Annotated in this window: 10 protein-coding genes; 7 read left to right on the forward strand and 3 right to left on the reverse strand. The window is 64.4% G+C overall.

The annotated features are described in order from the left end of the window. The first annotated feature begins 94 nt into the window (after positions 1–94). A complete protein-coding gene (locus QU606_RS14770; RefSeq protein ID WP_081329207.1) occupies positions 95–1,411 on the forward strand; it encodes an OprD family porin in 1,317 nt (438 codons plus the stop codon). A 5-nt stretch (positions 1,412–1,416) separates the two neighbouring features. Here the strand turns inward: QU606_RS14770 and QU606_RS14775 are convergent, their stop codons facing one another. After that, positions 1,417–1,905 carry a MarR family winged helix-turn-helix transcriptional regulator gene (locus QU606_RS14775; protein WP_304998509.1) on the reverse strand — a complete coding sequence of 163 codons (489 nt, stop codon included), beginning with the start codon at positions 1,903–1,905 and terminating at the stop codon, positions 1,417–1,419. Between the two features lie 213 nt (positions 1,906–2,118). On the opposite strand from QU606_RS14775, the gene QU606_RS14780 reads away from it, so the two are divergent. The 6 genes from QU606_RS14780 (at position 2,119) to QU606_RS14805 (ending at position 10,196) form a co-directional block, all read left to right on the forward strand. After that, positions 2,119–2,949 (forward strand): p-hydroxycinnamoyl CoA hydratase/lyase, encoded by an 831-nt coding sequence (locus tag QU606_RS14780; protein ID WP_010567568.1) that lies wholly within the window; start codon positions 2,119–2,121, stop codon positions 2,947–2,949. A 76-nt stretch (positions 2,950–3,025) separates the two neighbouring features. Beyond that, entirely contained in the window at positions 3,026–4,474 is a 1,449-nt protein-coding gene (locus tag QU606_RS14785; protein WP_304998510.1) for an aldehyde dehydrogenase, read from the forward strand. 62 nt (positions 4,475–4,536) lie between these two features. Next, positions 4,537–6,411, forward strand: coding sequence for a feruloyl-CoA synthase (locus QU606_RS14790; RefSeq protein WP_024074617.1), 1,875 nt, complete (start codon positions 4,537–4,539; stop codon positions 6,409–6,411). After that, a complete protein-coding gene (locus QU606_RS14795) occupies positions 6,408–7,649 on the forward strand; it encodes a thiolase family protein (protein WP_304998512.1) in 1,242 nt (413 codons plus the stop codon). The genes QU606_RS14790 and QU606_RS14795 overlap by 4 nt, the downstream gene beginning before the upstream one ends. A 35-nt stretch (positions 7,650–7,684) precedes the next feature. Beyond that, entirely contained in the window at positions 7,685–9,427 is a 1,743-nt protein-coding gene (locus QU606_RS14800) for an acyl-CoA dehydrogenase (RefSeq protein WP_102623777.1), read from the forward strand. A 55-nt stretch (positions 9,428–9,482) separates the two neighbouring features. Next, positions 9,483–10,196 (forward strand): GntR family transcriptional regulator, encoded by a 714-nt coding sequence (locus tag QU606_RS14805; RefSeq protein WP_024074620.1) that lies wholly within the window; start codon positions 9,483–9,485, stop codon positions 10,194–10,196. A gap of 6 nt (positions 10,197–10,202) precedes the next feature. Here the strand turns inward: QU606_RS14805 and QU606_RS14810 are convergent, their stop codons facing one another. Both QU606_RS14810 and QU606_RS14815 read right to left on the reverse strand, forming a co-directional pair. Beyond that, entirely contained in the window at positions 10,203–11,153 is a 951-nt protein-coding gene (locus QU606_RS14810) for a PDR/VanB family oxidoreductase (protein WP_304998513.1), read from the reverse strand. 28 nt (positions 11,154–11,181) lie between these two features. After that, positions 11,182–12,243: an aromatic ring-hydroxylating dioxygenase subunit alpha gene (locus QU606_RS14815; RefSeq protein ID WP_304998514.1), complete on the reverse strand. Its 1,062-nt coding sequence runs from the start codon at positions 12,241–12,243 to the stop codon at positions 11,182–11,184. Between the last annotated feature and the right edge of the window lie 26 nt (positions 12,244–12,269).

Here is a 12,269-nt window from a genome sequence, read left to right on the forward strand (position 1 = left end):
GAGCAGCGTCGGCTGTTTCCATTCTTTGTTCGCCAAGCCCAGTGGGCCGAGCCTGTGCCACCCCAAAAACAACAACAAAAAATGGACAACGAACATGCCAGAACTCCCTATGGAAGACGCTGTAGCCGTCGCCCGTGTGCCGAACAACCCTGCGTGCCTGCTCATGGCGTTGCTGGCCTTGAGCGTGCTGCCCACCCCGCTTTGGGCGGCAGGCTTTGTCGACGACAGCCACGGCACGTTGACCCTGCGCAATTACTACCTGGACCGCGACTACAAGGACGACGGTGCGAAGACCGCCGCGCGGGAATGGGCCCAGGCATTTATCGTCAACCTGGAGTCGGGATATACCCCAGGCCCGCTGGGTTTTGGCCTGGATGTCCGCGGCCTGATGGGGGTCAAGCTCGACTCGTCGCCGGACCGCAGCGGCACCGAGTTGTTGCCGGTGTCGGCCAGTGACAAGCGTGCCGCCGATGAATACTCGCGCCTGGCACCGACCGCCAAGTTGCGGTTTGCACAAACCACCGTAAAGACCGGCGACGTATCGATCTTCCTGCCGTTCGCCTTTGCCAGCCCCTCGCGCCTGTTGCCGCAAACCTTTCGCGGCACCACCTTGAGCTCCAAGGACATCGATGGCCTGACCCTCAATACCGGCTACATCGACCGCATCAACAAGCGCGATTCCACCGACTACCAGGCCATGACCATCGCCTCGCCCAACCGGCGTTTCAACCCCACCGCCACCACCTCGCACCTGGCGTACGTGGGTGGTGATTACCAGGTCAACAAAGACCTCAGCCTGCGCGTCTATCACTCGCAAATCGCGGACCTCTACCAGCAGGACACCCTGGCGCTGCTGCACAATCTGCCCGTGGGCGATGGCGTGCTCACCAGCGACCTGCGCAGTTTCTTCAGTCGCGAGGACGGCAGCGCCAAGGCGGGCAACGTGGATAACCGCAACCTCTCGGCGTTATTCGGCTACCGCCTGGGCGGTCACCGATTCAGCCTGGGCTACATGCATTCCAGTGGGCAGACGGCCACGCCCTATATCTCCGGCACCGAGCTGATGGGCATGAGCGAGCTGACCATGAGTTCGGACTTTCTCAATGCCAAGGAGCGCACGTGGCAAGCGATCTACGACTATGACTTCGCGGCATCGGGCCTGCCTGGGCTGAAGAGCCGGCTGCGGTATGTGCGTGGCGACAACATCGAACTGGCAGCGTTCAACGCCGAGGATCGCAAGGAGCGCGAGTTCCAGATGGAGCTGGGCTACGTGATCCAGAGCGGCCCGCTGAAGAACGTCGGGTTGATGGCGCGCAAGTCGATCTACCGCAATGACTTCCCAGGCGGCGCGGCCTTTCGCGATGAAAACCAGACCCGGTTCCTGGTGCTCTACACCGTGGCGCTCTGGTAAGCCGGTCAGTCCTGATAGACCTTCTTCAGCAAGCGCAGCAGCTCTTCACGTTCATGGCCGTCGAGGGCGGCCGTGGCGTCGAGGTCGCTCTGGGCGGCAATGTCCTTGAGCTCCTTGAGCAGGGTTTCGCCGGTCTTGCTGAGGAAGATCCCGTAGGAACGCTTGTCCGGCTTGCAACGCACTCGCACCGCGAGCGCACGGCTTTCCAGCTTGTTCAGCAACGGCACCACCTGGGGCGGCTCGATGGCCAGGGCGCGAGCCAGGTCGGCCTGCATCAGGCCAGGGTTCTGCTCGATGATCGCCAGGGCCGAGAACTGGGCGGGGCGCAGGTCGTGGTCGGAAAGACGGCCAATCAGGTTCTGGAACAACTTGAGCTGGGCGCGACGCATGGCGTAACCGATCAGGTCGTCCAGGGCCGAATCCATTGGCACGCGTGCCTCGTTGGGATCAGGCAGGGCCTGGCTGGCGTCGGCGAGGTTGGAAGGCTTGGCCATTAACAGTGCAATCCTCAGAAGGTGGAGGTTAAGAAGGCTATCTAGTTTGCCGAGGTTGGAGCGCCATGGCTATGCCGGCTTTTCATAACGCCCGCACAGCGTAGGTTTTACAGCGAAAAAATATTGGTTATGCGGATTAATAGTTAATTGACATAACTATATTTGCGGTTTAATTTCGAATCATCTTCAAACCCAGAACAAGAGCGTACCGCCATGAGCAATTACGAAGGCCGTTGGACCACCGTCAAGGTTGAGATCGAAGAAGGCATTGCCTGGGTCATTCTCAATCGTCCGGAAAAGCGCAACGCCATGAGCCCGACCCTGAACCGGGAAATGATCGACGTGCTGGAAACCCTCGAGCAGGACCCTGCCGCCGGCGTGCTGGTGTTGACCGGTGCCGGCGAAGCCTGGACCGCTGGCATGGACCTCAAGGAGTACTTTCGCGAGGTGGACGCCGGCCCGGAAATCCTCCAGGAGAAAATCCGCCGCGAAGCCTCGCAATGGCAATGGAAGTTGCTGCGCATGTACGCCAAGCCCACCATCGCCATGGTCAATGGCTGGTGCTTCGGTGGCGGCTTCAGCCCACTGGTGGCCTGCGACCTGGCGATCTGCGCCGACGAAGCCACTTTCGGCCTCTCGGAAATCAACTGGGGTATCCCGCCGGGCAACCTGGTGAGCAAAGCCATGGCCGATACCGTGGGCCATCGCCAATCGCTGTACTACATCATGACCGGCAAGACGTTTGGCGGGCAGAAAGCCGCCGAAATGGGCCTGGTCAACGAAAGCGTGCCCCTGGCCCAACTGCGCGAAGTGACCATTGAGCTGGCGCGCAACCTGCTGGAGAAAAACCCGGTGGTGCTGCGTGCCGCCAAGCATGGCTTCAAGCGCTGCCGCGAACTGACCTGGGAGCAGAACGAGGATTACCTCTACGCCAAGCTCGATCAGTCGCGCCTGCTCGACACCGAAGGTGGCCGCGAGCAGGGCATGAAGCAGTTCCTTGACGACAAGAGCATCAAGCCTGGCCTGCAGGCGTATAAACGCTGAAGGGCGCGGCCACCTGGCCGCGCCGTTGTACCCTGCTTGAACGTATTCCCGATAAAGACAATAAAGAGGAATCACCATGCTGGACGTGCCCCTGTTGATCGGCGGCCAGGCGTGCCCCGCCCGTGACGGTCGAACCTTCGAACGCCGCAACCCGGTGACCGGTGAAGTGGTCTCGCGGGTTGCCGCCGCGACCCTGGAAGATGCCGATGCCGCCGTAGCGGCCGCTCACGCCGCGTTCCCCGCGTGGGCGGCGCTGGCGCCCAACGAACGCCGCACACGCTTGCTCAAGGCTGCCGAGCAATTGCAGGCGCGCAGCGCCGAATTCATTGCCGCCGCCGGCGAGACCGGCGCCATGGCCAACTGGTATGGCTTCAACGTGCGCCTGGCGGCCAACATGCTGCGCGAAGCCGCGTCGATGACCACCCAGATCACCGGTGAGGTGATCCCTTCCGATGTGCCCGGCAGCTTCGCCATGGCCTTGCGTCAGCCGTGCGGCGTGGTGCTGGGCATTGCGCCGTGGAATGCCCCGGTGATCCTCGCCACCCGTGCCATCGCCATGCCGCTGGCCTGCGGCAATACCGTGGTGCTCAAGGCCTCGGAGCTGAGCCCGGCGGTGCACCGCCTGATCGGCCAGGTGTTGCAGGATGCCGGCCTGGGTGACGGCGTGGTCAACGTCATCAGCAATGCCCCGGCGGATGCCGCCGCGATTGTCGCGCGGCTGATCGCCAACCCGGCCGTGCGCCGGGTCAACTTTACCGGCTCGACCCATGTGGGGCGGATTGTCGGCGAGCTCTCGGCGCGTCACCTCAAGCCGGCCTTGCTGGAGTTGGGTGGCAAGGCGCCGTTGCTGGTGCTCGACGACGCCGACCTCGACGCTGCGGTCGCGGCGGCGGCCTTTGGGGCTTATTTCAACCAGGGCCAGATTTGCATGTCCACCGAACGCCTGATTGTCGATGCCAAGGTCGCCGATGCGTTCACCGCCAAGCTGGCGGCCAAGGTCGCGACCCTGCGCGCAGGTGACCCCGCTGCGCCGGATTCGGTACTGGGTTCGCTGGTGGACGCCAGCGCCGGCACACGCATCAAGGCGCTGATCGACGATGCCCTGGCCAAGGGCGCACGCCTGGTGACGGGCGGTCAGCTGGAGGGCAGCATCCTGCAGCCGACCCTGATCGATGGCGTTACCGAACACATGCGCTTGTACCGCGAAGAATCCTTCGGCCCGGTGGCGGTGCTGCTGCGCGGTAACGGTGATGAAGCCTTGCTGCGCCTGGCCAACGATTCCGAGTTCGGCCTTTCGGCGGCGATCTTCAGCCGTGACACCGGGCGTGCACTGGCCCTGGCGCAACGGGTCGAGTCGGGCATTTGCCATATCAACGGCCCGACCGTGCATGACGAGGCGCAGATGCCGTTCGGTGGCGTCAAATCCAGCGGCTACGGCAGCTTTGGCGGCAAGGCCTCGATCGAGCACTTCACGCAATTGCGCTGGGTGACCTTGCAGAACGGGCCGCGGCATTACCCGATCTGAGCAGGCGTCGCGACATAACAATAACGAGGCGGCTTTGATCCGCCTTGCTGGAGGACACCCTTGTGAGTTCCGAATTCAGACCGCAACCCCAGCCCGCACCGCGCTACCGCGAGGTCTCCATCGGCCACGCACCGGTGGCGGTCACTGAAGAACACGGCGTGCTGCATATGCGCTCCCTGGAGCCCCTGGCCGAGTTGCCAGCGCGCCTGCTCGATCGCCTGGTGCATTGGGCCCAAGTGCGCCCCGAGCAGACATTTATCGCGGCGCGCCAGGCCGGCGCTGATTGGCGCCGGGTCAGCTACCGGGAAATGCTCGACAGCGTGCGCGCGATTGCCCAGGGCCTGTTGAACTATGGGCTCTCGGCGGATAAACCGTTGGCACTGCTGTCGGGCAACGACATCGAGCATTTGCAGGTGGCGCTCGGCGCGATGTACGCCGGTATTCCCTACTGCCCGGTATCGCCGGCCTATTCGTTGCTGTCCCAGGATTTCGCCAAGCTGCGCCATGTCTGTGGCTTGCTGCAGCCAGGGCTGGTGTTCGTCAGCGACGCGGCGGCTTACCAGCGCGCCATCGACGCCGTCTTGCCGGCCGAGACCCCGCTGATCAGCGTGCGCGGCCATGTGCCTGGACGCACTCAGGTCAGCTTCGCCAGCCTGCTGCAAACGCCGGGCGGCGCCGAAGCCGACGCGGCGTTCCAGGCCACCGGCCCCGACAGCATCGCCAAGTTCCTGTTCACCTCGGGCTCGACCAAATTGCCCAAGGCGGTGATTACCACCCAGCGCATGCTCTGTGCCAACCAGCAAATGCTGTTGCAGACCTTTCCAGTGTTCGGCGAAGAACCGCCAGTGCTGGTGGACTGGCTGCCGTGGAACCACACGTTCGGCGGCAGCCACAACGTCGGCATTGTGCTCTACAACGGCGGCACCTTTTACCTCGATGATGGCAAGCCCACGGCCCAGGGCTTTGCTGAGACCCTGCGCAACCTCAAGGAGGTTTCGCCCACGGCCTATTTGACGGTGCCCAAGGGTTGGGAAGAACTGGTCAACGCCCTGGAACAGGACGCCGAGTTGCGCGAGCGTTTTTTTGCGCGCATGAAACTGTTCTTCTTCGCCGCCGCCGGCCTTTCGCAAAGTGTCTGGGACCGCCTTGACCGCGTGGCCGAGCTGCACTGTGGTGAACGCATCCGCATGATGGCCGGGCTGGGCATGACCGAAGCCGCACCATCCTGCACCTTCACCACCGGGCCACTGTCCATGGCCGGTTACATCGGTTTGCCCGCGCCGGGCTGCGAGGTACGCCTGGTGCCGGTGGACGGCAAGTTCGAAGGGCGCTTTCGCGGGCCGCACATCATGCCCGGGTACTGGCGCGCCCCCCAGCAAACCGCCGAGGTCTTCGACCAGCAGGGTTTTTATTGCTCGGGGGATGCAATCAAGCTGGCCGACCCGAATCAGCCGCAACTGGGGCTGATGTTCGACGGGCGAATTGCCGAGGATTTCAAGCTGTCCTCCGGGGTGTTTGTCAGCGTCGGTCCGTTGCGCAATCGCGCGGTTCTCGAAGGCTCGCCCTTGGTGCAGGACCTGGTGGTTGCGGCGCCGGACCGCGAATGCCTGGGCGCCCTGGTATTCCCCCGGCTCTACGAGTGCCGTCGGCTGGCGGGGCTGGACGCGGCCGCCAGCGACGCCGAAGTGCTCGCCAGCGCGCCGGTGCGCCAGTGGTTCGGCGAGTGGCTGCAGCGCCTCAACCGCGAGGCCACCGGTAATGCCAGTCGCCTGGAATGGATTGCCCTGCTCGACGAGCCCGCGTCCATCGACCGTGGGGAAATCACCGACAAAGGCTCGATCAACCAGCGTGCGGTACTGCAATGGCGCGCGGCCAAGGTCGAGGCGTTGTATCGCGGTGAAGACGCGTCGATCCTGCGTGCCGAGCGCCAGCCTTGAACAGCGTCGGGCAGTACTCGGCGTTTGCCGACGTGGCGATTTTCGAGGCAGTGCGCACGCCATGGGTGGACCTGGGCGGAGCACTGTCCCAGGTGTCGCCCATCGACCTTGGGATCAAGGTCGGCCGTGAAGTGCTGGCCCGCGCCGGCATCGACCCCTTGGCAGTGGACAGCGTACTGGCCGGCTCCATGGCCCAGGCCAGCTTCGATGCCTACTTGCTGCCACGGCATATCGGCTTGTACAGCGGTGTGGCGCAAGCGGTCCCGGCACTGGGGGTGCAGCGCATCTGCGCCACCGGTTTCGAGCTGTTGCGCCAGGCCGCTGAACAACTGCGCGACGAGGTGCAACTGGCGTTGTGCGTGGCCAGTGAGTCCATGTCGCGCAACCCGATTGCGGCTTACACCCACCGGGATGGGTTTCGTCTCGGTGGCGAGGTGCAATTCAAGGATTTCCTCTGGGAGGCCCTGTACGACCCGGCCCCGGGCCTAGACATGATCGCCACCGCCGACAACCTGGCGCGCCGTTATGGCCTGAGCCGCGAGGCCGTGGACCGTCACGCCTGCGACAGCCATCAGCGTGCCTTGCAGGCGCAACGTGACGGCGCCTGGGCGGAAGAAATCGTCACGGTCGACAACCAGGTGTTCGAGCTTGAGGGGTACCAGCCCAGGGGCATCAGCCTCGCGCGCTGGGCCGGTGCCGTCAGCGTCGACAGCCACCCACGACCCACCGACCTTGCGGCCCTGGCGCGCTTGCGCACCGTGCATCCAGACGGCGTGCAAACCGCCGGCAACAGTTGCGCGGTGGTCGATGGCGCGGCGGCGGCGCTGGTGGGGCGCGCCTCGGCCTGTACGCATCCGCCCCTGGCCCGGCTGCTGGCCAGCGCGGTGGTCGGTGTGGCCCCCGAGTTCATGGGCATCGGCCCGGCACCGGCGATCCGCCTGTTGCTGCAACGCAGCGGGTTGAACCTGGGCGACATCGACCGCTTCGAGATCAACGAAGCCCAGGCCGCCCAAGTACTGGCGGTGGCCCATGAACTGGAGCTGGACAGCACCCGCCTCAACGTCCAGGGCGGCTCGCTTGCGCTGGGGCATCCACTGGCCGCCACCGGCCTGCGCCTGGTGATGACCCTGGCCCGGCAACTGCGCCAGCACAACCTGCGCTACGGGATTGCCTCGGCGTGTGTGGGCGGCGGGCAGGGCATGGCGTTGCTGATCGAGAACCCTACCTATCGCGCTTGAGTGCGCGATTCTTTTTTTGTCGATGAGGTGTCCCGATGTGGAGCTATGAGGCGCCCCTGCGCGATATGCAATTTGTCCTTGAACACTGGTTGCAGGCGCCCGATACCTGGCAGCGCAACCCGGCGTTCGCGGCCCTGGATCTGCCGCTGGCGGTACAAGTGCTGGAGGAGGCGGCACGCTTCAGCCAGGGCGTGCTGGCGCCGTTGAACGGCCACGGTGATCGCCAGGGCTGCCGCTGGCAGGCGGGCCAGGTCAGCACCCCGGACGGCTTCGTCGCGGCCTATCGCGCCTATGTCGAGGGCGGATGGCCGGCGCTGGCGTGTGCCGAGGAGCAGGGCGGGCAGGGCTTGCCGCAATTGCTCGACGCGGCGCTGCAAGAGATGCTCTACGCCAGCAATCATGCCTGGGCCATGTACACCGGGATCGCCCATGGCGCCTACCTGTGCCTCAAGGCCCACGCTGCTCCGTGGTTGCAGGCGCGCTACCTGCCCGACATTGTCAGTGGCCAGGCCTTGCCCACCATGTGCCTGACCGAGCCCCAGGCCGGCAGCGATGTCGGCTTGCTGCGCTGTCGTGCTGAACCTCAGGCAGATGGCAGTTATCGCCTCAGCGGCAGCAAGCTGTTTATCTCCGGCGGCGAGCACGACCTCACGGCCAATATCCTGCACCTGGTGCTGGCGCGCCTGCCCGATGCGCCGCCGGGCAGTCGAGGCATTTCGCTGTTCCTGGTGCCCAAGCAACTGGACGATGGCCAGGCCAATGGCGTGCACTGCGATGGCATCGAACACAAGATGGGCATCAAGGGCAGTGCCACCTGCTCCCTGGTGTTCGACGCCGCCCAAGGCTGGCTGATCGGCGACGTCAATCGCGGCCTGGCGGCGATGTTCGTGATGATGAACTCGGCACGCCTGCATGTGGGCCTGCAAGGCCTGGGGCATGTCGAGGCCGCTTGGCAGAACGCCCGGCAATACGCCGCCGAACGCGTGCAGATGCGCGCGCCGTCAAGGCCGGAAGAAGTGGCGGCCCAGGCGGCTGATCCGATCCGTTATCACCCGGCCATGCGCCGCGTGTTGCTGGAGTTGCGCGCCACCAGCGAGGGGATGCGCGCGATCGGCTATTGGGCCGCGCACCTGCTTGATCAGGCCGAGCATGACCCGCACTCGTCGGCCGCCCAGTTGGCGCCGTTGCTGACGCCGATCATCAAGGCGTTTTTCACCGAACAGGGCTTTCGCCAGGCCAGCCATGCGCTGCAGGTGTTCGGCGGTTACGGCTACGTCACTGAGTTCGCCATCGAGCAAACCCTGCGCGACAGCCGCATCGCGATGATCTATGAGGGCAGCAACGAGATCCAGGCCAATGACCTGCTGCTGCGCAAGGTGCTGGCGGATGAGGGCCGCGCCTTCGGCCTGCTGCTGGCCGAGTTGCGCACGGAAGCCGCGCAGGGCGGGGAGTGCGGCGAGTGTGCCGGTTTTGCCCAGGCACTGGGCAGCCTGTGTGACGCGTTGGCGAGTGTGGTCGAGGCCATCGGTGAACGAGCGCTGGATGACAGCGAGTACCCCTATCGGGCCGCGCCGGACTTTCTCCAGTTATGTGGCGTGGCGCTGCTGGCCTTTGCCTGGGCGCGGGCCGCACGGGTCTCCAGGGCACTGCCCGAAGACGATCCATTGCGAGCCGCCAAGCTGCAAAGCGCCGGGTTCTTTTTCGATTACCTGCCGTCGCGTTTGGCGCAGCACCTCGGGGCAATCGACGGCGCGCGCGCAGCGCTGGCGTTCGTCTGACGGCGCCGGACGCTTGCGGTACTATGGCGACTCACGTTTTCTGGAAGTTGCCTGGATGAGTAAACCCGGTCAATTGGTACTGGTTGCACTGCGCAAGATGATCGCCAGCGGGGAGTTGGCGGCGGGGGAGCGCCTGATGGAGATTCCCACGGCGCAGCGGTTCGGTGTGTCGCGCATGCCCGTGCGCATGGCGTTTCGTACCCTCGAACAGGAAGGGTTGTTGGTGCCGTTCGGCGGGCGTGGGTATCAGGTCCGTTCGGTCAGCCCGGACGACATTGCCGGCGCCGTCGAAGTGCGTGGCGTGCTTGAGGGCCTGGCGGCGCGTCAAACCGCCGAGCGCGGTTTATCTGCTGCGGCGCGCGCGACACTGGAGCGCTGCCTGGTGGAAGGCGACCAACTGTTCGACAAGGGCTACGTGACTGAAGACGACCTGGAGGTCTATCACGACCTGAACATGCGCTTTCACCACGTCATCGTCGAAGGCAGCCATAACCCGGCGATCGCCGACGCCCTGGCACGCAACGATCACCTGCCTTTCGCGTCGGTGACCGCGCTGGCGGTGGATCGCGAGGACATGGCCCGCGAATACCGGCGCTTCAACTATGCCCACATGCAACACCACTCGGTCTTTGATGCCCTGGTCAATCGCCAGGGCGCGCGGGCCGAAGCCATCATGCGCGAGCACGCCAATGCGACCTTGCGCTATGCCGAGATCTTCAGCTCGGCCACCGCCGACGCGCGCATGAAGGTGATTTTGCCCGCGTCGTGACACCTGTCAGATATCGAGCACCAGCAGCGCGGTCTTCGCGCGTGAGCAGCAGGGCGTGAACTGATCATTCAACGCCTGTTCCTGCTCGGTGAGGAACAGGTCGCGGTGTTCCGGTATGCCTTCCAGCACGCGGGTCAGGCAGGTGCCGCAAATGCCTTGTTCGCACGACACGGCAATCTCGATACCGTGGCTTTCCAGGACCTGGACCACCGTCTTGTCGGCCGGGATTTCGAAGACCTGGCCGCTGCTGGCGACTTTCACCGAAAAGCCCCCGTCGAGGCTGCTGTCCACCGGCGCCGCGGTGAAGTATTCGCGGTGCAGGCATGCCTCCTGCCAGCCCTGGGCCCGAGCGCTGTCGAGCACATGCTGCATAAAACCGCCGGGGCCGCACACATACAGGTGGACGTTGGCTTCGGGCGCTGCCAGTACCTGGGCGGCATTCAAGGCCGTGTGGGGCTGCTCATCGAAATGCAGGAACACCCGCTCGGCAAATGGCGATGTTTTCAGACGCTGCACAAACGCCGCGCGGTCTTCGGCGCGGGCACAATAATGCAATTCGAAGTCGGCACCCGCGTGAGCCAGGCGCTCGGCCATGCACAGGATCGGGGTGATGCCGATGCCACCGGCAAACAGCAGGCTGCGCCGCGCGTCGTGGGCCAGGGGAAACAGGTTGCGTGGTTCGCTGATGGTCAGGTGTGTGCCCTCGTGCACCTGTTCGTGCAGGCTGCGCGAGCCGCCCCGGGAAGCCGGGTCCTTGAGCACGCCGATCAGGTAGCGATGGCGTTCTTCAGGGTGATTGCACAGCGAATACTGGCGCACCGGTCCATCCGGCAGGTGCACGTCGATATGCGCGCCGGCACTGAAGGCCGGCAGCGGTTTGCCGTCGACGCTGGCCAGTTCGTAGCTGCAAATATCCTGGGCTTCGTTGTTGCGTGATACCACCACCACATCGATCATCTTCAGTCCTCGCAAGGGGTTGTGCCGTTCAGGCGGTGGTCGTGGCGATCAGTTGCGGTTCGAGGGCGCGTTCCCTGGCGATCAGTCGCTCCAGGATCTTGCGTGACTGCACGCCGCCGGCATCGATATTCAGTTTGAGCAGGTTGCGCGTCGGGTGGGCCAGCAGGTTCTGTTGCTGGCGTTCAAGCATCTCCAGGTCTTCGCTGAAAATCTTGCCCTGGCCTTCGCGAATACTGGCGGTCAGTCCTTCATCGTGGGGGTTGAAGTTGCGCGCCATGCCCCAGAAATACCAGATGGAGGTCTCGGTTTGCGGGGTGATGAAGTCGACCACGATGCTTGCCGCCTTGTGCTCGGGCGCGGCGTGGTAGCCGCCCTTGCCGGCGTGGGCCACGCCGACTTCGATGAGCACATGGCTGGGCGGGGTGAAGCGGCAGATCTGCCAGCGGTCCACCGGCACGTCATCGGCCAGGTTATTGCCGCGCAGGGCCATGCGCCAGAACGGCGGGGCCATGATGTTTTCCATATGCCGCGCGGTGACCACTTCGTCGCCTTCGACCGTGGTGACAGGTGGTGCTTCGTCGATTTCCTTCTGGCCGATGCTAGAGGCGTGGACGTAGGTTTCGTGGGTCAGGTCCATCAGGTTGTCGATCATCAGGCGGTAGTCGCACTGGATATCGAACAGCCCGCCGCCATAGGCCCATTCATCACTCACCGCCCATTCCAGATGATGGATCAGTGCCGGATCGGCCTGGGCCTGATCGCCGGGCCACACCCAGATGAAGCCGTAGCGTTCGACGGCGGCGAACGTCTTGTTGCAGGGAAAGCCGCGCACCCGCTGGCCGGGCATTTCCACGGTCTTGCCATCGCCGCCCATGACCAGGCCGTGGTAGCCGCAGACCAGGTTGCCGTTTTCCACATAGCCCAGCGAGAGCGGCGCACCGCGATGGGGGCAGAAGTCCTCGACCGCCACGACGGCGCCTTCCAGCCCACGATAAAACACCATTTTTTCACCGCAGATCTGTCGACCCAACGGCTTTTGCGCGATTTCATCGGGGGTGCAGGCAACATACCAAGTGTTCTTGGGGTACATGGCGACTCTCCAGGCGAGTGATTATT

It is taken from the genome of Pseudomonas sp. OVF7, from assembly GCF_030644265.1.
Classification (GTDB): Bacteria; Pseudomonadota; Gammaproteobacteria; order Pseudomonadales; family Pseudomonadaceae; genus Aquipseudomonas; species Aquipseudomonas gorinensis.

Excerpts from the sequence above, each read along its gene's own strand:
- QU606_RS14775 (WP_304998509.1), bottom strand. The coding sequence starts at position 1,905 with ATGGCCAAGCCTTCCAACCTCGCCGACGCCAGCCAGGCCCTGCCTGAT.
- QU606_RS14785 (WP_304998510.1), top strand. The coding sequence starts at position 3,026 with ATGCTGGACGTGCCCCTGTTGATCGGCGGCCAGGCGTGCCCCGCCCGT.
- QU606_RS14810 (WP_304998513.1), bottom strand. The coding sequence starts at position 11,153 with ATGATCGATGTGGTGGTGGTATCACGCAACAACGAAGCCCAGGATATT.
- QU606_RS14800 (WP_102623777.1), top strand. The coding sequence starts at position 7,685 with ATGTGGAGCTATGAGGCGCCCCTGCGCGATATGCAATTTGTCCTTGAA.
- QU606_RS14770 (WP_081329207.1), top strand. The coding sequence starts at position 95 with ATGCCAGAACTCCCTATGGAAGACGCTGTAGCCGTCGCCCGTGTGCCG.
- QU606_RS14780 (WP_010567568.1), top strand. The coding sequence starts at position 2,119 with ATGAGCAATTACGAAGGCCGTTGGACCACCGTCAAGGTTGAGATCGAA.
- QU606_RS14815 (WP_304998514.1), bottom strand. The coding sequence starts at position 12,243 with ATGTACCCCAAGAACACTTGGTATGTTGCCTGCACCCCCGATGAAATC.
- QU606_RS14805 (WP_024074620.1), top strand. The coding sequence starts at position 9,483 with ATGAGTAAACCCGGTCAATTGGTACTGGTTGCACTGCGCAAGATGATC.